The 21,948-nt window shown below is 59.6% G+C and carries 24 protein-coding genes; 12 read left to right on the top strand and 12 right to left on the bottom strand.

Going from position 1 to position 21,948, the window contains the following annotated elements; all coding sequences use genetic code 11:
- Positions 1–73: 73 nt before the first annotated feature.
- Positions 74–358, bottom strand: coding sequence for a PsiF family protein (locus KIK84_RS05145; protein ID WP_250207810.1), 285 nt, complete (start codon positions 356–358; stop codon positions 74–76).
- A gap of 136 nt (positions 359–494) precedes the next feature.
- Here KIK84_RS05145 and argS point away from each other — a divergent pair, with 136 nt between their 5' ends.
- The 8 genes from argS (at position 495) to KIK84_RS05105 (ending at position 8,342) form a co-directional block, all read left to right on the top strand.
- On the top strand, positions 495–2,219 hold the full coding sequence (argS, locus tag KIK84_RS05140) for an arginine--tRNA ligase (RefSeq protein ID WP_214121946.1): 1,725 nt from the start codon (positions 495–497) through the stop codon (positions 2,217–2,219).
- A gap of 18 nt (positions 2,220–2,237) precedes the next feature.
- On the top strand, positions 2,238–2,873 hold the full coding sequence (locus KIK84_RS05135) for an SPOR domain-containing protein (RefSeq protein WP_214121945.1): 636 nt from the start codon (positions 2,238–2,240) through the stop codon (positions 2,871–2,873).
- 52 nt (positions 2,874–2,925) lie between these two features.
- Positions 2,926–3,573: a thiol:disulfide interchange protein DsbA/DsbL gene (locus KIK84_RS05130; protein WP_214121944.1), complete on the top strand. Its 648-nt coding sequence runs from the start codon at positions 2,926–2,928 to the stop codon at positions 3,571–3,573.
- Between the two features lie 101 nt (positions 3,574–3,674).
- Positions 3,675–4,271 (top strand): lipopolysaccharide transport periplasmic protein LptA, encoded by a 597-nt coding sequence (lptA, locus tag KIK84_RS05125; RefSeq protein WP_214121943.1) that lies wholly within the window; start codon positions 3,675–3,677, stop codon positions 4,269–4,271.
- The gene (gene lptB / locus KIK84_RS05120; RefSeq protein WP_214121941.1) at positions 4,268–5,053 is read left to right on the top strand and encodes an LPS export ABC transporter ATP-binding protein; all 786 of its coding nucleotides are present in this window, start codon (positions 4,268–4,270) and stop codon (positions 5,051–5,053) included. The genes lptA and lptB overlap by 4 nt, the downstream gene beginning before the upstream one ends.
- The gene (rpoN, locus tag KIK84_RS05115; protein ID WP_214121940.1) at positions 5,053–6,627 is read left to right on the top strand and encodes an RNA polymerase factor sigma-54; all 1,575 of its coding nucleotides are present in this window, start codon (positions 5,053–5,055) and stop codon (positions 6,625–6,627) included. The genes lptB and rpoN overlap by 1 nt, the downstream gene beginning before the upstream one ends.
- Positions 6,628–6,639: 12 nt before the next feature.
- Positions 6,640–7,926, top strand: a complete 1,287-nt coding sequence (locus KIK84_RS05110; RefSeq protein ID WP_214121939.1) for a THUMP domain-containing class I SAM-dependent RNA methyltransferase — start codon at positions 6,640–6,642, stop codon at positions 7,924–7,926.
- Positions 7,923–8,342: a PIN domain-containing protein gene (locus KIK84_RS05105; RefSeq protein WP_214121938.1), complete on the top strand. Its 420-nt coding sequence runs from the start codon at positions 7,923–7,925 to the stop codon at positions 8,340–8,342. Before KIK84_RS05110 ends, KIK84_RS05105 begins: the two co-directional genes overlap by 4 nt.
- Here KIK84_RS05105 and KIK84_RS05100 read toward each other — a convergent pair.
- The 3 genes from KIK84_RS05100 to KIK84_RS05090 form a co-directional block, all read right to left on the bottom strand.
- Positions 8,335–9,144, bottom strand: coding sequence for a toll/interleukin-1 receptor domain-containing protein (locus tag KIK84_RS05100; RefSeq protein WP_214121937.1), 810 nt, complete (start codon positions 9,142–9,144; stop codon positions 8,335–8,337). The two genes, KIK84_RS05105 and KIK84_RS05100, sit on opposite strands and share 8 nt — an antisense overlap.
- 96 nt (positions 9,145–9,240) lie before the next feature.
- Positions 9,241–9,720 (bottom strand): hypothetical protein, encoded by a 480-nt coding sequence (locus KIK84_RS05095; protein WP_214121936.1) that lies wholly within the window; start codon positions 9,718–9,720, stop codon positions 9,241–9,243.
- Positions 9,717–10,283: a TIR domain-containing protein gene (locus KIK84_RS05090; protein ID WP_214121935.1), complete on the bottom strand. Its 567-nt coding sequence runs from the start codon at positions 10,281–10,283 to the stop codon at positions 9,717–9,719. The genes KIK84_RS05095 and KIK84_RS05090 overlap by 4 nt, the downstream gene beginning before the upstream one ends.
- 174 nt (positions 10,284–10,457) lie before the next feature.
- Here KIK84_RS05090 and KIK84_RS05085 point away from each other — a divergent pair, with 174 nt between their 5' ends.
- Together KIK84_RS05085 and KIK84_RS05080 are read left to right on the top strand one after the other, a co-directional pair.
- Complete coding sequence (locus KIK84_RS05085) at positions 10,458–10,703, top strand: type II toxin-antitoxin system Phd/YefM family antitoxin (RefSeq protein ID WP_214121934.1); 246 nt, start codon at positions 10,458–10,460, stop codon at positions 10,701–10,703.
- Complete coding sequence (locus KIK84_RS05080) at positions 10,700–11,119, top strand: type II toxin-antitoxin system VapC family toxin (RefSeq protein WP_214121932.1); 420 nt, start codon at positions 10,700–10,702, stop codon at positions 11,117–11,119. Before KIK84_RS05085 ends, KIK84_RS05080 begins: the two co-directional genes overlap by 4 nt.
- Before the next feature lie 19 nt (positions 11,120–11,138).
- On the opposite strand, the gene KIK84_RS05075 is transcribed toward KIK84_RS05080, so the two are convergent.
- The 6 genes from KIK84_RS05075 to KIK84_RS05050 all read right to left on the bottom strand — a co-directional run bounded on the left by KIK84_RS05075 (position 11,139) and on the right by KIK84_RS05050 (position 17,924).
- On the bottom strand, positions 11,139–12,473 hold the full coding sequence (locus KIK84_RS05075; RefSeq protein ID WP_214121930.1) for a glycerate kinase type-2 family protein: 1,335 nt from the start codon (positions 12,471–12,473) through the stop codon (positions 11,139–11,141).
- A 17-nt stretch (positions 12,474–12,490) separates the two neighbouring features.
- Positions 12,491–12,889: a VOC family protein gene (locus tag KIK84_RS05070; RefSeq protein WP_214121929.1), complete on the bottom strand. Its 399-nt coding sequence runs from the start codon at positions 12,887–12,889 to the stop codon at positions 12,491–12,493.
- A gap of 21 nt (positions 12,890–12,910) precedes the next feature.
- Positions 12,911–13,822, bottom strand: a complete 912-nt coding sequence (locus KIK84_RS05065) for a hydroxymethylglutaryl-CoA lyase (RefSeq protein ID WP_214121928.1) — start codon at positions 13,820–13,822, stop codon at positions 12,911–12,913.
- A gap of 16 nt (positions 13,823–13,838) precedes the next feature.
- Entirely contained in the window at positions 13,839–15,059 is a 1,221-nt protein-coding gene (locus tag KIK84_RS05060) for a CaiB/BaiF CoA transferase family protein (protein ID WP_214121927.1), read from the bottom strand.
- Between the two features lie 21 nt (positions 15,060–15,080).
- Positions 15,081–16,706 carry an FMN-binding glutamate synthase family protein gene (locus KIK84_RS05055; RefSeq protein WP_214121926.1) on the bottom strand — a complete coding sequence of 542 codons (1,626 nt, stop codon included), beginning with the start codon at positions 16,704–16,706 and terminating at the stop codon, positions 15,081–15,083.
- Positions 16,707–16,775: 69 nt separating this feature from the next.
- Positions 16,776–17,924: a histidine decarboxylase gene (locus tag KIK84_RS05050; protein WP_214121925.1), complete on the bottom strand. Its 1,149-nt coding sequence runs from the start codon at positions 17,922–17,924 to the stop codon at positions 16,776–16,778.
- A gap of 247 nt (positions 17,925–18,171) precedes the next feature.
- On the opposite strand from KIK84_RS05050, the gene KIK84_RS05045 reads away from it, so the two are divergent.
- Positions 18,172–19,080: a hypothetical protein gene (locus KIK84_RS05045; protein WP_214121924.1), complete on the top strand. Its 909-nt coding sequence runs from the start codon at positions 18,172–18,174 to the stop codon at positions 19,078–19,080.
- 52 nt (positions 19,081–19,132) lie between these two features.
- Here KIK84_RS05045 and prfA read toward each other — a convergent pair whose 3' ends face one another.
- Both prfA and hemA read right to left on the bottom strand, forming a co-directional pair.
- Positions 19,133–20,254 (bottom strand): peptide chain release factor 1, encoded by a 1,122-nt coding sequence (gene prfA / locus KIK84_RS05040; RefSeq protein ID WP_214121923.1) that lies wholly within the window; start codon positions 20,252–20,254, stop codon positions 19,133–19,135.
- A 20-nt stretch (positions 20,255–20,274) separates the two neighbouring features.
- The gene (gene hemA, locus KIK84_RS05035; protein ID WP_214121922.1) at positions 20,275–21,552 is read right to left on the bottom strand and encodes a glutamyl-tRNA reductase; all 1,278 of its coding nucleotides are present in this window, start codon (positions 21,550–21,552) and stop codon (positions 20,275–20,277) included.
- 115 nt (positions 21,553–21,667) lie between these two features.
- On the opposite strand from hemA, the gene KIK84_RS05030 reads away from it, so the two are divergent.
- A complete protein-coding gene (locus tag KIK84_RS05030; protein ID WP_214121920.1) occupies positions 21,668–21,937 on the top strand; it encodes a hypothetical protein in 270 nt (89 codons plus the stop codon).
- The last annotated feature ends 11 nt before the right edge of the window (positions 21,938–21,948 follow it).

Here is a 21,948-nt window from a genome sequence, read left to right as displayed (position 1 = left end):
TGCGTCCCATCGCTTGGGCGCAGTTTGGGCAATTCATGCAACAAACTGCGCCAGAGATTGGAGTGGGCGCTGCTTATTTGGCGCTCAAGCACTCACTCATGAACTTTTTACGCTCATCGCCTTTGAGGTCTTTGGTTTTGGCATCGGCGTTGCAGGTTTTCATTTTGTCTTGTTGCTTGACGGGCTTGGCGGGTTCTTCGGTTTTGGCGCTCAAGCACTCACTCATGAACTTTTTGCGCTCATCGCCTTTGAGGTCTTTGGTTTTGGCATCGGCGTTGCAGGTTTTCATCTTCTCTTGTTGTGCGCCAGCGTAGCTATGGCCTGCTGCCAAGGTGCAGGCCAGTACCAGAGTGGTCATCCATACTTTCATTGCGAACTCCTCATCAAGATGGTTAAGAAGGTTGTGGGCTAGCAAGCAAGAGCGCTAGCTGCCTAGCCGCACACCAGCATACAACGGCGCAGGCGGTTTTGGGTTGACCCGTAGAATCGCGGCCATGCTTTCTGTCAAAAATGAATTGTTGGCCATCTTGGCCGATGCTTTGGAGCGCCTGAGCCCCGGTGCCGGTGCCAAAGCTGCGTTTGAAACCCCTAAAGTGGCCGCTCACGGTGACTTCGCCTGCACGGCTGCGATGCAGTTGGCCAAGCCACTCAAACTCAACCCCCGCCAAGTGGCACAAGATTTGATTGATGCCCTGCAAGCGACCACGCCCTATCAGCAGTGGGTAGAGGCACTGGAAATCGCCGGGCCAGGGTTTATCAATATCCGACTCAAACCTGCTGCCAAGCAGCAGGTCGTGCGGGAAGTGCTGCAACAGGCCGATCGCTTTGGCTACCAAGAGTCCAACGGCCAGCGCGTGCTGGTGGAGTTTGTGTCGGCTAACCCCACGGGGCCCTTGCACGTGGGCCATGGTCGCCAGGCTGCGCTGGGCGATGCCATCAGCAACCTGTTTGCCACCCAAGGGTGGAATGTGCACCGCGAGTTTTATTACAACGATGCGGGCGTGCAGATCGACACTTTGACCAAGAGCACCCAGCTGCGCGCCAAGGGTTTCAAGCCCGGTGACGACTGCTGGCCCACCGACAGTGACAACCCACTGGCCAAGAACTTCTACAACGGTGACTACATCGCCGACATTGCCGAAGCCTTTAAAGCCAAGGCTACTGTCAAGGCCGATGACCGTGAGTTCACCGCCAATGGGGATGTAGAGGATTACGACAACATCCGCCAGTTCGCCGTGGCCTACTTGCGCAACGAGCAGGACAAGGACTTGCAGGCCTTTAACCTGCACTTTGACCAGTACTACCTCGAATCCAGTCTATACAGCAGTGGCCGTGTGGATGCCACAGTGAACAAACTGGTCGCCAACGGCAAGACCTACGAGCAAGACGGCGCGCTGTGGCTTAAGTCCACCGACTACGGTGACGACAAAGACCGCGTGATGCGCAAGAAAGACGGCACATACACCTACTTCGTGCCCGATGTGGCCTACCACATTGCCAAGTGGGAGCGCGGTTTTGCCAAAGTCGTCAACATCCAGGGTACCGACCACCACGGCACCATCGCTCGCGTGCGCGCTGGCCTGCAGGCGGCTGATGTGGGTATTCCCCTGGGCTATCCCGACTACGTGCTGCACACCATGGTGCGCGTGGTGCGCGGGGGTGAAGAGGTCAAAATCAGCAAGCGCGCCGGTAGTTACGTCACGCTGCGTGATCTGATTGAGTGGACCAGCAAGGACGCAGTGCGCTTCTTCTTGCTCAGCCGCAAACCCGATACCGAATACACCTTTGATGTCGACTTGGCCGTGGCCCAGAACAATGACAACCCTGTGTACTACGTGCAGTACGCGCATGCCCGCATCTGCTCGGTGTTGCGTGCGTGGCAAGAGGCGGCGCAGGCGGCAGGGCAAAGTGCCAGTGTGGCCAACTTGCAGACAACCGACTTGTCGCCCTTGCAGGGTCCACAGGCACAGGCGCTGATGTTGCAATTGGCCAAATACCCCGCCATGTTGACGGCTGCATGTGATGGAGAAGCACCACACGACGTGACTTTCTTCCTGCGCGAGCTGGCTGCGAGCTACCACAGCTATTACGATGCCGAGCGCATTCTGGTGGACGACGAGCCCACCAAACTGGCCCGCTTGGCCTTGGTGGCAGCTACCGCGCAAGTGCTGCGCAATGGCTTGGCTGTGTTGGGTGTGGATGCGCCAGAAAAAATGTAACCCTGCAAAGGCAGATTTATGCTGACAAAACAACGTGGTGGAACCGTAGTCGGTTTTATAGCCGGCTTGCTGGTGGGCTTGGCTATCGCCTTGGTGGTGGCGATTTACATCACCAAGGTACCCGTGCCGTTTGTGAACAAAACCCAAACGCGCTCTGCCGAACAAGATGCGGCAGAAGCCGAAAAAAATAAGAACTGGGATCCCAATGCGCCCCTGTACGGCAAAAACCCGGCTCCGGTGCCACCCACTATCACGGTTCCCGGCAGTAAAGCCACCAAGGCTGAGCCAACTAAGGGTGCGGATGCCAAGCCAGCGGAAGCCAAAGCCCCTGACCCTAAAAGCACGCCTGCTGATGCCAAGCAACCTGCATCGGCTGACCCCATTGCAGATTTGGCCAAGGCCAAAGGCGCCATTGGCGGTGTAGTGTTCTGGGTGCAAGTGGGCGCTTACTTCAACGCCGATGAGGCCGAAGGACAGCGCGCTAAATTGCAAATCAGTGGCATTGATACCAAGGTGTCGCAGCGCGAACAAAACGGGCGGACGGTGTACCGTGTGCGGGTGGGGCCTTTCGACAAGAAAGAAGACGCCGAAGCCAACCGCGACAAACTGGAAAAAAACGGTCTGGATGCAGCGGTGGTTCGAGTAACCCCCTAGTTTCGGAACTTTCTTGGATTACCAAGCATCCCAGTCTACAAAGGAGTAAAGCATGAAACGCAGAGAATTCGCACAATTGGCCGGTGCAGGTTTGGCCACTACGGCTGGTAGCACTGTTTGGGCCCAAGGTGCCAAACCAGTGGCAGGCACTGACTACCAAGTGATTGATCCCCGTGCCCCGGTGGAGGCACCGGCTGGCAAGATCGAAGTGGTGGAGTTCTTTTGGTTCAATTGCCCGCACTGCAATGCGTTTGAACCCACTTTGCAAGCTTGGATTCCCAAGCTGCCCAAAGACGTGCATTTCCGCCGAGTACCCGTGGCGTTCCGTGACGACTTTGTTCCACAACAGCGCTTTTTCTACGCGTTGGAGACCATGGGTTTGGTCGAAAAAATGCAGGCTAAGGTGTTCGCCGCCATCCATGTCGAGCGTCAAGATTTGACCAAGCCTGATGCCATCATCAATTGGGTTGCCAAGCAGGGCATTGATAAAAATGCCTTTACTGCAGCCTACAACTCCTTTGCTACTGCCACCAAAGCGGGCAAAGCAACGCAGTTGCAAAATGCCTACAAGATCGAAGGTGTGCCTTCCTTGGGCGTGGCTGGTCGCTTCTTGACTGATGCTGGTATGGCGGGGGGTATGGGGCGTGCTCTGCAAATCGTCCAGCAATTGGTCGATCAGGTTCGCGCTAAACCAGTGTAAAAAATCTTTTCAATATCGATACGATGGGTCATCGCACGCACGATGGCCCACTCTCCCCGTACAATGGCCCGAAACGCTTTAACAGCAAGTTTCGTGCCTTTATGAAAAAAATCTCCTCGTTACTGTGGTGCGCCGCTTTGGTTGGAAGTCTGGTGGCACCAGCCGCTGCAGAGCGGGCAGATCGCAATAAGCCGATACAGCTAGAAGCGGATGCCTTGCGCTATGACGACGTGCGCCAAGTCAGTGTGCTCACTGGCAATGTAGTGCTGACCAAAGGGAGCATCGTCATTCGCGGCGCTACGGTGGAGGTTCGCCAAGATCCCGATGGCTACCAATACGCCACCGTAGTGGGTAATTCGCAAACGCCCGCTTATTTCCGTCAAAAGCGTGATGGTGTGGATGAGTTCATTGAAGGCACCGGTGAAACCATCCAATACGATGGTCGTGCCGACACAGTTCGTTTTCTGAAACAAGCCCAATTACGTCGCTTGCGTGGCAGCACCTTGGCCGATGAAGTAACCGGGGACTCGGTTCTGTACGAGAACCTGTCGGATCGTTTCAGTGTGGATGGTGCACCCAAGACGGCGGCTGGTACTGGTGGTCGTGTGCGCGCCATGTTCACTCCCAAGCCCAGCTCGACCAGCACCGAAGCGGTGCCGCTCAAACCCAGCAACCAAATCGAAAAGTCCAATCAGTGAACGCGGCCGCTCATATTTTGTTGGCCTCAGAGAAGGCTCCGCATGGTCAGCTCCGGGCATTGAACCTGCAAAAGTCGTATGGACGCAGGCCTGTGGTCAAAGACGTGTCGATGGAAGTTGCCACTGGCGAAGTGGTGGGCTTGCTCGGCCCCAACGGCGCGGGTAAGACCACTTCGTTCTACATGATTGTGGGCCTGCTGCGCGCCAGCGCGGGCCAAATCACCATTGATGACCAGCGCGTGGACCACATGCCCATCCACCACCGGGCACGCTTGGGCTTGGGCTATTTACCCCAAGAAGCATCCATCTTTCGCAAGCTCAACGTGGCGGACAACGTGCGCGCCGTGCTGGAACTGCAGCACAACGAGCATGGAAAAAAGCTCAGCAGTGCGGAGGTCGAAGAACGCCTGACCGCTTTGCTAGAAGAGCTGCGTGTCGATCACTTGCGCGACTCGCCCTCGGTGGCGCTGTCCGGTGGCGAGCGCCGCCGCGTCGAGATTGCCCGGGCTTTGGCTTCGCGTCCTCGTTTTATCTTGCTCGATGAACCGTTTGCGGGCATTGACCCGATTGCCGTGATCGAGATCCAGCGCATCATCAAATTCTTGCGTGCCCGGGGTATCGGGGTGCTTATTACTGACCACAACGTACGCGAGACCTTGGGCATTTGTGACCGGGCCTACATCATCAGCGATGGTCATGTGCTGGCCCAAGGTACGCCCGGCGAGATCGTCAACAACCCAGATGTGCGCCGCGTCTATCTGGGTGAACACTTCCGCATGTAATGAAGCCCGGACTGTCGCTGCGCGTTTCGCAGCATCTGGCCCTGACGCCGCAGTTACAGCAATCCATCCGCTTGCTGCAGCTTTCCACGCTGGAACTGAGCCAAGAAGTCGAGCAAATGCTCGATGAAAACCCCTTTTTGGAGTTGGCAGAAGAGCGGGCTGAACGCGAAGACTTTGGTCTTGGCCAGGCCGATGCCCCCGTCAGTTTGGGCGACCATGTGAGCGAGGTAGCCACCGAACACAGCACTGACCACATGGCGGACAGCAGCGAGGCGGAATGGGAGCCCTCTGCCCTGAGCGATGATCCCAGTTGGGAAGGTGATGGCACAAACGACTTTGCCGCCGATGACAGCGAGTGGGGCGTAGAAGCCAAAGCCCGCACCCACAACAACGACGATGACGAAGAAGCCGACGCTGTTACCTTGGCGCGCAGTGGCGAAAGCCTGCAGGACTACCTGCACCGGCAAACCCTGTCCCTGCGAGTGGGGGCCGAAGATTCTGCCGCTTTGCGCTTTCTCATCGAGTCGCTCAACGACGACGGCTACTTGGAAGAGTCCATCGAGGACTTGGCACAGTCGTTGCGCCCCGAGTCCGAAGAGCAGTACCAGCAGCTCTTGCACCACTTCCGCACCGCCTTGTCCTTGCTGCACAGCCTAGAGCCCGTGGGCGTGGGCGCGCGCAACCTGGCTGAGTGCATGGCCTTGCAAATCCGCCATGAGAAAACCTTGGCCGACAAAGAGGGCGATGACGATGCCGTGGCCCTGTGGCAAACCGCCTTGGCCGTGAGCCAGCAGCCTGCCGAGTGGCTGGCCCGCCGCGACGTCAAGCGCCTGGTGCAAGCCGGCTGCGGCAGCGAGGCCGACGTGCGCGAAGCCCTGCAGCGCATTGCCCGGCTAGAACCCAAACCCGGCCGCCGTTTTGTGCAGGTGGAGCGCAACATCGTCGTGCCCGACGTCATCGTCACTCTGGCGGGCAAGGTGGGCGGCATGCCGCGTTTTCGCGTCCTGCTCAACCCCGACGTGATGCCCCGCCTGCGCGTGCACGACATCTACGCCAACGCCCTGCGCGGCCAGCGCGGGGGCGAATCCTCCGGCGCGCTGCAGCAGCGCTTGCAAGAGGCGCGCTGGTTTATCAAAAACATCCAGCAGCGCTTTGACACCATCTTGCGCGTGTCCAATGCCATCGTGGAGCGGCAAAAAGGCTTCTTCACCCATGGCGAGCTGGCCATGCGCCCGCTGGTGCTGCGCGAGATTGCCGACGAGCTGGGCTTGCACGAATCCACCATCAGCCGCGTCACCACCGCCAAATACATGGCCACGCCCTTTGGCACGTTTGAGCTCAAGTACTTCTTTGGCTCCGGTCTGGGCACTGACGCGGGCGGCAACGCCTCCAGCACGGCGGTGCGTGCGCTTATCAAGCAATTCATTGCCAACGAAGACACCCGCAAGCCCCTGAGCGACAGCCAACTGTCGGACATGCTCAAAGAGCAGGGCATAGACTGCGCCCGCCGTACCGTGGCCAAATACCGTGAGGGACTCAAGATCCCCACCGCAACGCTGCGCAAAGCGCTCTGACACCTTTTAGCTATGAACCTGCAACTGTTTTTGCCTTGCGCCGCTGGCGTTGAGGAATTTTTGGCCACCGAAATCCGCTCGGTCGTGCAACTGCCGCCCAAAGCCATCAGCCCCCAGCGCGGCGGCGTGCGCGTCAACGCCAGCTGGAACGAGGTCATGCTGCTCAACCTGCACAGCCGCCTGGCCCAGCGCGTGCTGGTGCTGCTCTCGTACACCGAATACCGCACCGAGCAAGACATCTACCGCGCCGGTATGAACGTGCCGTGGGAACAGTGGTTCACCCCGCGCCAGAGCATCAAGGTCGAGATAACCGCCCAGCACAGCCCGCTGCAAAGCCTGAACTTTGCCGCCCTGCGCGTCAAAGACGCGGTGTGCGACCGCTTTCGCGAAACCAGCGGCGGCGTGCGCCCCGACGTGGATACCCAGCGCCCCGATGTACGCATATTTGCCCACCTGACCACCGACGCCTGCTCGCTGTATCTGGACACATCGGGCGAGCCGCTGTTCAAGCGCGGCTGGCGCGAAGACAAGGGCGACGCCCCGCTGAAAGAAACGCTGGCCGCCGCCATGCTGTACGCCAGCGGCTGGGTGAAGGGCGATGCCGACGGCAACCTGCAACCCCTGTACGACCCCTGCTGCGGCAGCGGCACCATCGTCATCGAGGCCGCGCAAATGGCCTGCGGCATGGCCCCCGGCCTGCAGCGCCCGTTCGCTTTTACCAAGCTGCGCCCCTACCACGGCCCCGCATGGCAGGCCATGAAGTCCGAAGCGCAAGCCAACATCGCCAAGCCCGACCCCGGCCAAGCCTTCTTGTTCTACGGCAGCGACGTGTCCCACCGCATGGTGGACTTTGCCCAGCGCAACGCAGACCGCGCTGGTGTGGGCGACGTGATCGAGTTCCGCGGCGGCGACGCGCTGCAGCGCATGCCCCCGGTCAAGTCCGCCAACGGCGGCGTCATGATGCTCAACCCCCCCTATGGCGAGCGCATTGGCGTGGGCGGTGTGGCCAAAACCGGCGCGCGCGAGTTGGTGGAGTTTGAGGGCGATGGCTCCTTCTTCGAACAACTCTCTGCCCACTGGAAGAAAAACTTCACCGGCTGGACCGCGTGGATGCTGACGCCCGACTTGAAACTGCCCGGCCGCATGCGCCTGAAAGAAAGCCGCCGCGTGCCCATGTGGAACGGCCCGCTGGAGTGCCGCCTGTTCCGCTTTGACATGGTGGCCGGCCGCTTGGACAAAGCCAAACGCCCCGCCGAACCAACCAACCCCGACAGCGCACAAGCTGGTGACGCTGCATGACGCTGGTCGTGATCGACACCAACGTGGTGCTGGACATGTTCGTCTTCCGCGACCCGCGTGTGCAGGGCCTGAAGGACGACCTGGCCCAAGGCCGCCAACGCTGGATAGCCACCCAGCGCATGCGCGACGAGCTAGAGCGCGTGCTGCACTACCCCCACGTGCAGCAGCGCCTGCAAACCGCTGCAGATAGTCAAGCCAATGGTCAAACCCTGAGCGCGGAGACTGTGCTAGCCCAGCGCGACGCATGGGCACAACTGGTGGACGTGGCCCCCAAAGCCCCCTACACCTGCAAAGACCCGGACGACCAATGCTTCATTGACCTGGCCGTAGCCCACACCTGCCCCCTGTGGAGCAAAGACAAAGCCGTGCTGAAAATGCGCAAACGGCTGGCGGGGTTGGGGGTGGAGATTAGGTAGCAAGTTTCCGTTTAATCGCGGCAGCGATCTCAGGCATGCCGTTGCCGCCATTCCAGTCTATGTATCGGTATGCTTTCATCATTGCATGAATTTTCTCTGGATCAACTCCGGCGTTCACCATGAGAACCTTTTTATTGCTTTTCATTAGCTGCATGAAGAAGGTGGAAAACTCAGTGATTGGCCAACCACTGGTGCTATCGAAGAAGCTGTCTGTCAGGATGAATAAGCCGACCTTTGCGTTCTCGATACCTTCATTGACCTTCGAATAGATGTTTTCCCCATAATCGATCTCGTAGCTATCAACCCAAGTGCCAATTCCCTGAGCCTGAAGGTATGCGTTCAACGGATTAACAATTAATTCCTTATCCTTTGACGAGTGACCAATGAAGACCCTTGATGCGTTCTTCTTCATGCATTTGAACTGAGGGTGTTGCGACTCAAGGTGTTCTCTCTCCGGCCATAAAAACAAGAGTCCGTCCCCTTCACTTGTGAGGGTCAAATCAACCATAAAGTCATCAATGAACGTCACGACATTGAAGGGGAGTGCATTTTCAAGGAATACGTTGTGTCGTTTCAACTTGTTTGGGTAGTTGGCTCTGAGCCATCGCTCAAACTTAATTGGATCGTCTTGAAGATTAACAGCGATCGAAAACTCAAGGCAGTAGGGGCTGTTATTGACGACGACACCCACCATCGTGGCGTAATCTTTATCAAAGGATCGAAGAATGTCTTTGACGAATTGGCGCTCTTTTATGCGCGAGCCGTAGTCGCACTCGAAAAGATACAGATAGTTCTGCTCCAAATTTCCTCCTTGCAATCTAACGTTTGGGCGACCGAGGGCTGTGCTGTTTTATCGCACAACGACCAGCGACCGGATAGTGCGAAATCGTTGCCCGTGCTAGGTTTCACTATCTTCCAGAGTCGTGAGGTCTTCAACACCTGCCATATCAGCAAGCATTTTTGTGTATTTTTTGAGTACTGATTGCAGCTCTGCGAGCTCATCTCGGAATTCCTTTTGCTTCTCGACATCTGAGAATGCCCCATCAATGCTCAGGCGGTGCCATTTCGCCGTGAATGGTCGAATCACCTGATTCAGTACGACTATGGCAATCTTCGTGAACTCCGTGCAGTTTCTAGTGTTGTTTTTCAAAACTTGGCGCGTAATGGCGAAGAGCGAGTAAACGCTATCCAAAGCCGTTTTTTCGTCGCCGTGTTTTTCATCAAGCGGCTGGGTAGCAATTCGGGTTAGCAGTTCGACATACAACTCCCACGCGGCGGCTTTATCCTCGTCTTGAGGCTTCCACTCCATCTCCAGAAATGGCGCTTTGATCTTCAAAGACGCCATATCCCAGTTTTCTAACCACTTGCTCCATTTCATTTTTGCCACCTATCAGCAGATCGGTTATTCACAAAACTCGGAAAGGAATTGTCGGGATTAATCTGTTTTCTCCGTTCGTATGCCTCATGAATCCACTGTTGCACTGAGGCTGCATCGGTGCTCCAGTTGTAGATTTTGGCGAACCCACATTGAATGTTGTCGTAGAGCCTAGGAGGAATCGTATACCCGTCGTACTTGGTGGTGTCGTTGCGAGGATATGTAGGCAGGATGATACCGAGCAACCCGGAGCGTGAACTGAACTGCGTTTGCCTAATGCTCGACCCGATTTCCCAGTCAACGTGCTTCCTTTGCCAAGTTTGCGACCCAATCAGAACCACTGTCACTGTTGAGTCGCGCAGATATTCGTCGCGGATCTTTTGTCGGACAGTTTCTGTCTTTAGATTTGGATCAATGTCGCCGATCTGTACCGACTTTGAAACCATGACATCGTGTGTATGCGCAAATAGCCTCTCGAAGTAGTCCCGATATGCTTGGTCATTGGCGTGGTGATAACTGACAAACACCTTGTGGCGCGGTGAATTGTTGCCGTAAAGCAAACTCATGGTTCTTCCTATGAAATTGTGAAACCCAATACTCAAGGCAGCGGTGCGAAGCATTCTCAGCCTTTGTCTTCATACCAGTATAGTTTTTAAATTTATAACGTTTGCGCACGCGATTGACATTCGAAGACACTTTGGGGATGATAATGACTAGTCTGACTAGATTTGGAGTGCATCATGCACACATGGCAACTACAAGAGGCCAAGAGCCGGTTCAGCGAGCTGGTTGATCTCACGCTCAAAGAGGGGCCGCAGCTCGTCACCCGGCGAGGTGAGGAGGCCGTGGTCATTCTGGCTGCCCACGATTACCGCCGCTTGAGCGGTCAGACCGCTAATCTGATGGACTGCCTGCTCAACGCGCCACGCGGTGAGGCATTGGTGCTGGATCGCTCCAGCAAGGCCATTCGCGATATAGCGCTATGAAGTATTTGCTAGACACCTGTGCGCTGTCCGAGCTGGTCAAGAGTGCGCCAGATGCCCGAGTGATTGACTGGTTTGCCGCACGCAAACCGCATGAGCTGTACATAAGCGCCATGACATGGGGTGAGTTGCAGCGGGGCGTGGGCAGACTGCCGGAGTCCAAACGCCGTGCGGAATTGACGTCTTGGCTGGAGCAGTTAGGCGCGGGGTTTGAAGGCCGTATCTTGGCGTTTGATCAGTCAGTGGCCGATGCTTGGGCTCAAATGACTGTGCAGGCCGATGTGCAAGGCAAACCCATGTCAGCCTTCGACTCGATCATCGCGGCCACGGCACGCGCGTACCAATGCCAATTGGTAACCCGCAACGTGCGGGACTTTGCCAATGCAGGGGTTGAGCTGATCAACCCATGGCAAGCTTAAGCACCCAGCTAGCGCTTACTCACACAATCACCACCGCCCGAAAGTCATTCACATTCGTATGCGTCGGGCCAGTCACCAGCAGGTCGCCCAGCTGGGCGAAGTAGCTGTACGAGTCGTTGCGGGCCAAGTATTGCTCTAGGCGCAGGCCCTGCTGGCGGGCGCGCTGCAGCGTGTCGGGGGTGACGAATGCGCCGGCGTTGTCTTCGCTGCCGTCTATGCCGTCGGTATCTGCGGCCAGCGCCCATATGCCAACAGCGTCTGTTTGCCCACCTGCCAAGCCTTGGGCCAGGCCTAGGCAAAACTCGGCAGCGCGTCCACCCTTGCCACGTGGTTCGTGAGCGGCTCTTGGGGCTACGGTCACGGTGGTTTCGCCGCCAGACAGCAGCACGCACGGTGTTTGGAATGGTTGCCCGCGCTGCGCGCAGGACAGGGCCAGCGCGGCGTGCATGCGGCCTATCTCGCGGGATTCGCCCTCTATGTTGTCGCCCAGTAGGTAGGGCGTGTAGCCCGCAGCTTGCGCCACCGCTGCCGCCGCTTGCAGCGACTGCCAAGGTGCAGCCACCACGCGGGTTTCGCACTGGGCCAAGCGGGCATCGGCGGGTTTGATGGTTTCTAGCAGGCCGCTGGCCCACGCTTGGCGTATGGCGGGCGGTATGTCTATGCGGTATTGCTCCACGATGGCCAGTGCCTCGGCGCAGGTGCTGGGGTCTGCCACGCTGGGGCCGCTGCCTATGGTGGCGGGGTCGTCGCCCGGCACGTCGCTAATGGCCAGCGTCAGCACCCGGGCGGGGTGGCAGGCGGCGGCCAGTTGCCCGCCTTTGATGCGCGAGAGGTGCTTGCGCACGCAGTTCATGGCGTCAATGGGCGCGCCGCTGTGCAGCAATTGTTGGTTGATGCGCCGTTTGGCTTCCAAGTCCACGCCATCCACGGGCAGCACCAGCAGGGACGAAGCCCCACCGGACATGAGGACGATGACCAAATCATCCGCCGTGAGGCCCTGCACCGCCTGCAGTATCTGCTGCGATGCGGCTACGCCTGCCGCATCTGGCACGGGGTGGGCGGCTTCCAGTATGCGGATGCGCTGCGTGGCCGTGCTGACCTGTGGCGGTATGTGCCCGTAGCGCGTAACCACCACGCCAGAGAGGGGTGCACTCGCAGGCCAAGCGGCCTCCACCGCCTGCGCCATGGCCGCTGCCGCTTTGCCTGCGCCTACCACCACCGTGCGCCCTTTGGCTGGCGGTGGTGGCAAATGCGCGGGCAGTACCTGCGCCGCTTGGGCGCGGGCTACGGCGGCGTCGTACAAGGCGCGCAAAAGCTGGCGGGCTGGTATGTCTCGGGGTGGCAGGGCGGTCATGGGTTGGGCGCTAGGCGTCAGGGCTGTACCAGTTCGGATATTTCGATGAGGTTGAAGTCCGGATCGCGTACGTAGACCGAGCGTATCTTGTGCGTGGCCCCGGTGCGCAGAACCGGGCCTTCCACAATGGGCCAGTTCTCGGCGTGCAGGCGCGCTACCACGCTGTCCAAGGGGATGGAGGCGATAAAGCACAGGTCTAGCGCACCGGGCACGGGCAGGTGGGCTTTGGGCTCGAACTCCGCACCCTGCACATGCAGGTTGATTTTCTGGTTGCCAAACTTGAATGCGTAGCGCTCCACCGGGGGCGTGCCGCCGACAAACGATTCGAGCTGCATACCCAGCACGCGGGTGTAAAAGTCCACACAGGCATCGCGGCGAGAAGTGGTCAGTACCAAGTGGTCGAGGTGGTCAATCATGCGTGTTCTCCCGCAGTGTGGCTACATGGAGGGGGCTGGGTGCAGGTCGGTGCACAGACCGGCTTTGGCCAATTGGCCTGACACCTCGTGCCCCACGATGGCGGGCATGCGCCGCGCCACATCGAGCAGCCGGGGCAGGTCTATGCCGGTGTCGTAGCCCATTTCGCTGAGCATGTGGATGGCGTCTTCGCTGCAAATATTGCCGCTAGCTCCGGGCGCATAGGGGCAGCCGCCCAAGCCGCCGAGCGAGCCGTCAAAGCGGTCTATGCCTTCCTGCACAGCGGTCAGCACGTTGGCCAAGCCCATGCCCCGGGTGTTGTGAAAGTGCAGGGTCAGTTGCAGGGTGGGGAAGCGCTGCTTGAGCGCCCGCGCCATGCGCGCCACTTGCGCCGGGTTGGCCATGCCTGTGGTGTCGCAAATGGTCAGGCCGCGCACGCCCAAGGCGGCAAACTGGTCGGCCCAGCGCAGCACCTCGTCTTGGGGCACTACACCCTCCATGGGGCAGCCAAAGCTGGTGGACAGCGACACGTTGATGGCCACATGCTGCTGGGCCATGGCAATCACATCGCGCAGGCTGGCAAAGCTTTGCGCACGCGTCATGCGCAGGTTGGTCAGGTTGTGCGTTTCAGAGACGGACATGACCACGTTGAACTCGTTGGCACGGCACTCCAGCGCCCGTTCGGCACCGCGCACATTGGGCACTAAGACGGTGTACTCCACGTCGGGTTGGCGCTGGATGCGGCCCATGACTTCCTCGGCGTCTTTGAGCATGGGAATGGCCTTGGCCGAGGTGAAGGAGGTGACCTCTATCTTGGCGTAGCCGCAGCGGCTGAGCGCGTCGATGAGGACCACTTTGGTGTCGGTGGGCACAAAAGTGGCTTCGTTCTGAAAGCCATCGCGGGTGACGACTTCGTGGAAGTGAATGCGTTGCATACGAGGGTGGCGGGGCTTAGTGCACGATGCCTTGGCGTTTGAGTTCGGCGATTTGCGCTGGGCTCAGGCCCATGTCTTGCAGCACGTTGTCGGTGTCTTGCCCCAGTGTGGGGGCGTTGCGCCGATGCTGGCCTGGCGTGGCCGAGAGCTTGGGCACTATGCCCGGAATGGCCAGGCTGCTGCCGTCGTCCATTGCGATGGTGTGCAGCATGCCGCGTGCTTGGTAGTGCGGGTCGGCGGCAATGTCGGCCACGGTGTAGATGCGCCCGGCTGGTACCGAGGCACCATCGAGCAGGGTCAGTACCTCGTCCACGCTGCGCTGAGCCGTCCATGCACCAATGGCTGCGTCCAGCTCCTCTACCCGCGCTACGCGTCCGGTGTTGTCGGCCAAGCTGGGGTCCTTGGCCAAGTCGTCGCGGCCAATCAGGGTCATGAGCCGCTTGAAAATACTGTCGCCATTGCCCGCCACCAGCGCGTAAGCACCGTCTTGGCAGCGGTAGGCGTTGGTGGGCGCTATGCCGGGCAGAGCGCTGCCTGCGGGGGCGCGCACAGCACCAAAGGCGCTGTACTCGGGCAGCAGGCTTTCCATGCAGTTGAAGACGGCTTCGTACAGCGCCACATCAATCACCTGTCCTTGGCCGCTGCGGTGCCGGTGCTGCAGCGCCAGCAAAATGCCTATGACCCCGTGCAAGGCGGCCAGGGTGTCGCCCATGCTCACGCCCACGCGCACGGGGGTGCGATCAGGCTCGCCGGTGAGGTGGCGCAGGCCGCCCATGGCTTCGGCCACGACGCCAAAGCCCGGGCGGTTGCGGTAGGGGCCGGTTTGCCCGTAGCCGCTGACGCGCAGCACGATCAGGCGGGGGTTGTGCTCCAGCAGCACAGCGGGGTCTAGCCCCCAACTCTCCAGCGCGCCGGGGCGAAAGTTCTCAATCAGCACATCGGCTTCGTGGGCCAAGCGGCGAACGATGTCTTGCCCTTCGGGCGTGCGCAAATCCAGCGCGATGGAGCGTTTGTTGCGCGACTGGATTTGCCACCACACCGATGTGCCGTCTTTGAGCAAGCGCCACTTGCGCAGCGGGTCGCCGCCGTCGGGGGATTCGATCTTGATCACATCGGCCCCAAAGTCGGCCAGGGTTTTGGCGGCAAATGGGCCGGCTATGAGCTGGCCCATTTCGATGACTTTCAGGCCCGCCAAAGCGGCGGGGCTCGATGCGGTAGGTGTCTCAACAGATGGCATGCTTGGCGATGGAAGGCCTGTTCACCACTTGGGCGCGAAGGTGTCCGCGCTGGCCACGGGCCAGTGGGTGCGGTAAATCTGGGGCAGGTCGTCCAGCGAGCCGTTGCGCAGACAGCCTTCTTGCACTTGCACCAAGATGAGCTGGGCGAGTGACTTGACGGTGTCGTCCTCCATGCGCCGCACGATGTGGTGGGGGGTGAATTGGCCGGGGTGTTGCAGGCCCACGGCTTGCACCAGTTCTTTCAGTGCCTCCAGTGTTTGCTGGTGGAAGTTGTAGACGCGCTCGGCCTTGTCGGGCACCACCAGCGCTTGCTGGCGCACGGGATCTTGCGTCGCCACGCCAGTGGGGCAGTGGCCGGTGTTGCAGTGCTGTGCTTGGATGCAACCCAGCGCAAACATGAAACCACGCGCGCTGTTGCACCAGTCCGCACCCAGTGCCATGAGGCGGGCAACGTCAAACGCGCTGACCACCTTGCCCGCCGCACCTATGCGGATGCGTTGGCGCAGGCCCGCGCCACGCAGCGTGTGGTGCACCAGCAGCAGGCCTTCTTGCAGTGGCGCGCCCACGTGGTTGGTGAACTCCAGTGGCGCAGCGCCGGTGCCGCCTTCAGCGCCATCGACCACGATGAAGTCCGGCGTGATATTGGTTTGCAGCATGGCTTTGACAATGGCAAACCACTCCCACGGGTGGCCTACGCAAAACTTAAAGCCCGTGGGCTTGCCGCCCGACAGCTCGCGCAGGCGGGCGATGAACTGCAGCATCTCCACCGGGGTGCTAAAGGCGCTGTGGGTAGCGGGTGAAATGCAATCCACGCCTTCAGGCACGCCACGGGCGGCGGCGATTTCGGCGGTCACCTTGGGGCCAGGCAGCATGCCGCCGTGGCCAGGCTTGGCACCTTGGCTGAGCTTGAGCTCGATCATCTTGACCTGGGGGTCTTGGGCTTGGGCGGCAAATTTGTCGGCGTCAAAGCGGCCTTGCTCGTCGCGGCAACCAAAGTAGCCCGATGCCACTTCCCAGATGAGGTCACCACCGTGCACGCGGTGGTGCTGCGATATGGAACCCTCACCCGTGTCGTGCGCAAAGCCGCCGCGCTTGGCACCTTGGTTGAGGGCCAAAATGGCGTTGGCGCTGAGCGCACCAAAGCTCATGGCCGAAATGTTGAACACGCTGGCGCTGTAGGGCTGGGCGCAGTCTGGGCCTATGGTGATGCGAAAGTCGTGCGTGGCAAGCAGGGTGGGGGCTAGCGAATGGTTGACCCATTCATAACCTTGTGCGTGCACATCCAGTTGGGTGCCAAAAGGGCGTTTGTCCGATTCTTTTTTGGCGCGTTGGTACACCAGTGAGCGCTGGGCACGCGAGAAGGGCTGGGCTTCCATGTCGCTTTCCAAAAAGTACTGGCGAATTTCGGGCCGAACAAATTCCAGCATGAAGCGAAAGTGCCCAATGAGTGGGTAGTTGCGCAGCACGGCGTGGCGGGTTTGGCGCAGGTCGTACACGCCGCGCACCAGCAGTAGCAGGCTCAATACAAACCAGACCCACCCCACGCCAGCGGCCAGCGCTGTGGCGGCGCTGAGCAAACACAGCACACACACCAGTAACAAGGGAACTAAGCGCACCGGGAAACGGGCGTTGATGAAATCCAGCATGGGGGAGACCTCCTGTGCTGGCGATTGTCAGCGAAAGTGCGTTCTCTGGTGTGTGTGTCTGTATCGGCCTTAGGCCAATGCGGTTTCCCCGTGCTGCAAGCGGGTGGTAGAGCGCTCTTGCACGATGTCTTGCACCAAAGCGTCGATGTGCTGCGTGGTCACCCCTGGCATGGTGATGATGTGGCAGTAATCGTCCTGCGTGGCCAGTTGCCACTTGTGCTTGATGGCATCGCCCACGCGGGGCAGCACCACGGTCAGTGCGCCGGGGTTGCGCCACGCGGTAATGCCCACGGCTTGCAGGGCCTGCACGGTGTAGGCGGCTACCGCTTGGCACTGCTGCAGGCGGCGCTGCAGGCCTTCGGCCCCCATGCTGTGGATAGCGTGCCACAGCAGCAGGGGCGTGAAGGCGCTGCGCGAGCCGGTGATGGTGGTGTCCATGCTGCCGATGTAGCCAATGGCGCGGCCAATGCGCTCCACGTAGCGCTTGCGTGCCAGCACCACACCACAGGGTAGGGGTGAGCCAATGAATTTGTGGCCGCTAAAGGCCAGCGAATCGGCACCATCAGCAAAGTCAAAAGCGGGGCGCGGTTCTAGGAACGGTGCGTAGGGGCCACATAAAGCCGCATCGCAGTGGATGTAGCGCTGCTCGATCACCAGCTCGTCTAGCAGTTGTTGGATGCGGCCAATGTCGTCCTTGCCTTCCTTCATGGTGGTGCCAATGTTGGCAAACACGATGGCAGGCACATCGCGGTGCAGGCGCACGGTGTCGCGCAGGTCGTCGTAGTCGATCTCGCCGTTGGGCTGGGTGCGAATCATGATGTGCCGCAGCCCCAGCAGGTGCACGTTTTTGGTCACGCTGTAGTGCGTGTCTTGCGAGAAATACACCACCCCGTTGGGGTACAGCTCGCGCGCCAAGTACAGGCCGTACAGGTTGCCTTCGGTGCCGCCGTTGGTCACGTAGCCCCAGTAGTCATTGGCCGGTGCGCGAAACAGCTGGGCAAAAAAGTGCAGTACCTCTTGCTCAAAGTCGCGCGTGGCCAAGCGGTAGGTGCTGGGCTGAAAGGGGTCGCCCACATTGTTGAACGGGAACTGCAAAAACCGCAGCAAGTCCGTGTAGTCAATATCGTTGGCACACGGGTAGCCCAGAAAGTGCTGGCTGGACTCGGAAAGGGAACGGTGCAGCGCGTCCAAGCGCGCTTGGTGCTGTGCATTGAGCATAGAAATGTCGCCTCATCTTGTGGATGTTGTGAATGGCCGGGCATGCGTTGGTCACGACAAACCTTGCCGGGGTCTTGGCACCGGGTTGCGATGCCAAGGTGGGCGATGCTACTGGGCCACAGATGTCCTGCGACTAGAGAAAACCCCCAGATATTGCTCGGCATAATGCCCGCTTCGTTAATAAGGCTTTAAAGTAAAGGGAGTCATAATGCGTCAGTACCGGATATGGCTAGCGGCGATCAGTGCCATGGTGTTGCAGATCGCGCAAGCGGGGGATTTGTTTGTGGATGACAAACCCGCAGAGGGTATTAATACCCGCACGGCCTTGGAAGCGAGTCATACGATTGGTGGCTATCCCATCTTCCAGCCGGGTGGGCTGTGGCGCTTCTCCAGTAGCAATGTGTGGATTTCTCAACCGTCCCGAGAAGGTGGCACGCCCGTTCCTTTGGGCGAAGTTGTTTTTGTTTTGACTGAGGGCGTTACGTGGGTGGGGGAGTTGCGGGTACGGGCCAATTTGCAGCCAGGGAACACCAGTTATTGGAATAGCGACCCTTGTGGTGGTTCGCATCTTGTAGTGAATAAAAAGAGCAGTGGGCGCGATGACAACTGCTTGACGTTGGACTACTTGGAGACATCTAAGCTCCTGCAACTGGTTGTGAGCCACTCTAGCCGTGGTGGTCGTTATTACAAAGTGACGTTTGTACTCAACCCTGTGATGCTGGGTGCCCGTGATACCAAGCCTGAAGACTGGCGATCTACGTCCATTGAAGTCACTCCGAGCCGCGCCGCTTTGGTCAAGCGTTTGACACAGTGGGGAATCCAGTTGCAAGACGCCACCCGCGACGTGTTTGACACCAAGAAACCCGATGCCTTGAACGCTATGCCGTCTTTTCGCACGGTGATCAATGCACCGCAAGAGTTTGTGCAGCAAAAGGTGTCCACCAATTTCTTGAGTGTGCTGGCGGATGTGCAAGACAACAAAGTAGGTTTTAGAGCAGTGGCGTATTCACCGCTAGAAGACTACAAAACCACTTGGGGTTTTGCTGCTGATCGCAAGAGCAAGGAAGAGGCGGAGAAAGACGCACTTGCCTTTTGCGAGAAGAATCGTAAAAGTGAAGCACCACCTTGCACAGTAGCACTCAGCCTCGCGCCTTGAGTGGACCTTGTGCCGCATACAACAAACCCCGCCCAGTGCGGGGTTTGTTGCTTTACACCACGCTGTTTTCCAACTCGGCCAATTGCTGCGCCGCCTCGAAGGCTTGCAGGGCGTCTACCACGTCGGCCAAGTCGCCTTCCATCACGCGGTCTAGTTTGTAGAGCGTGAGGTTGATGCGGTGGTCGGTCAGGCGGCCTTGGGGGTAGTTGTAGGTGCGGATGCGGTCGCTGCGGTCGCCGCTGCCGATCAGGCTCTTGCGCTGGGCGGACTCTTTGGCAGCACGCTCAGAGCGTTCTTTTTCTTGAATACGTGCCAGCAGCACGCGCATGGCCGAGGCCTTGTTGCTGTGCTGGCTGCGGCCATCTTGGCACTCGGCCACGATGCCGGTGGGGATGTGCGTGATGCGCACCGCTGAGTCGGTTTTGTTGATGTGCTGACCGCCCGCGCCGCTGGCGCGGTAGGTGTCGATGCGCAGGTCTGCTGGGTTGAGCTGGATGGCTTGCTGCTCGTCCGGCTCGGGCAGCACGGCTACGGTGCAGGCGCTGGTGTGGATGCGGCCTTGCGTCTCGGTGGCGGGCACGCGCTGCACGCGGTGGCCACCGCTTTCAAACTTGAACACGCCATAGGCCCCGCACGAGCCGGTGCTGGTTTGCACACTGCCGTCTATGCGCAGCACCACTTCTTTGTAGCCGCCCAACTCGCTGTCGCTGGCGTTGATGATTTCGGTGCGCAGGCCCACGCTGTCGCAGTAGCGGGTGTACATGCGCGCCAAGTCGGCGGCAAACAGGGCCGATTCGTCCCCGCCTGTGCCTGCGCGGATTTCCAGAAACGCGGCGCGCTGGTCGTCGGGGTCTTTGGGCAGCAGCATGCGCTGCAGGGACTCTTCCAGCTCGGCCATTTCGCGCTCGGCGCTGGTCACTTCTTCTTGCGCCATGGCTTGCATGTCGGCATCGCCCTCGGCGCTGTTGAGCATCTCTTGGCCTGCAGCCAAGTCGGACTCGCGCTGCTGGTAGCGCTCCCAGCGTTTGGCCACGGCGGCTACGTCAGTGTGCTCACGCGAGAGTTTGAGGAACTGCTCCATGTCTTTCATGATGTCTTCGCGCGAGAGCAAAAACTCCAGTTCGGACAGGCGTTGGGTGTAGCGCTCCATCTGAGCGCGCAGGTAGGGTTTCATAGCGAAAGGGGGTTGAACAGCTAACGGCTGTTGCGCAAAAAGAAGTGGCGTATGGCGTGCATCGCACGTTCGCGGGTGCTGGCGTCACCAGCGCGCAGCTCGGCCATGGCGCCGTGCAGCATTTTTTGGGTCAGGCCGCGGGACAAGGCTTCCAGCACGGCGTCCATGTCTTCGCCTTTGGCCAAGGCTTTGCGCGCGCGCGCCAGTTCGGCTTGGCGCCAGTCATCGGCTTGGGCTTGGAGTTGCTGGATCAGCGGCACGGTTTCGCGCTGGTCTACCCAGTGCATAAAGCTTTGCACCCCGGCGTCCACAATCGCCTCGGCCTGCGCCACGGCGGCTTGGCGGTTGGCTTGGGCGGTTTGCACCACCTGGGCCAAGTCGTCCACGGTGTAGAGGTATACGTCTGAGAGGCGTTGCACCTCGGGTTCGATGTCGCGGGGCACGGCCAAGTCCACCATGAAGAGCGGGCGGTGCTTGCGGCGCTTGAGAGCGCGTTCTACCGCGCCCAAGCCAATCAGGGGCAGGCTGCTGGCGGTGCAGCTGATGATGGCGTCGAACTCGTGCAGGCGGTTGGGCAAGTCGGACAGCAGCAGGGCTTCGGCCCCAAAGCGACTGGCCAGCTTCTCTCCGCGCTCCAGCGTACGGTTGGCAATGGCCATACTGGCTGGTTGGCGTGCAGCCCAGTGGGTGGCGCACAGCTCGATCATCTCGCCCGCGCCAACAAACAGCACCTTGATGCGCGAGAGGTCTTCAAACAAATTGCTGGCCAAACGCACCCCGGCGGCGGCCATGCTGATGCTGTGGGCACCGATCTCGGTGCTGGTGCGCACCTCTTTGGCCACAGCAAAGGAGCGCTGGAACAGTTGTGACAGCGTGGTGCCCAGCGCGCCCGCTTCGTCGGCAGCGCGCACGGCGTCTTTGAGCTGGCCCAGTATCTGGGCTTCTCCCAGCACCATGGAATCGAGCCCGCTGGCGACGCGAAAGGCGTGGCGGGCCGCCTCGGGGCCTTGCAGGCGGTAGGTGTGGTGGCGCAGCTCTTGCACCGACACGCCGCCGCTTTGGGCCAGCCAGTCCAGCGTGTGGTCCATGGCCATTTCGTCGCCTGCGCAGTAAATCTCGGTGCGGTTGCAGGTGGAGACGATGGCCGCTTCGGGCAGAGCATTGGCTTGTGCCACTGGGTGTGCGCGGCGCAAGGCCTCCAAATGCGGCGCGATGCGATCCATAGCAAACGCAAAACGGCCCCGCACATCCAGCGGAGCAGTGTTGTGGTTGATGCCAAGAGTCCAGACAGCGGCCATGGAAAAGGGTGCGGTGCGCAAGCAAGAGCTAAGTCGGGGGCGATTATAGAATTGCCCCTCCTCTTACCCTAGCCCTGCAGCAAGGGCTTTTGCATGGTCTTCATAGTGATTTTTCATGGGTTTTTTTGATCTGCTCAACCACATCGCCAACCTGTTGTTGGCCCCTGCTGCGTTGGCAATTTTGCTCGCCTTGTGTGGGCGTATTTTTATGAAAAAACGGGCTGCAGCGCCCGTCCTGCTTGCTCAGGCAGCTATTAATTTTGTAGCAGGTTTGGCTGTGGTGCTGGCGGCTTTGGTGTGGACGCAGCACGATGGCAAGATGCTCATGTATGGCGCGCTGGTGCTGGTGGTGGCTACGGTACAGTGGTGGTTTCAACACCGATGAAAGCTTGATGC

This window comes from Curvibacter sp. CHRR-16 (genome assembly GCF_018474005.1).
GTDB lineage: Bacteria > Pseudomonadota > Gammaproteobacteria > Burkholderiales > Burkholderiaceae_C > Allorhodoferax.
This window is presented reverse-complemented; position numbering and strand designations above follow the sequence as displayed.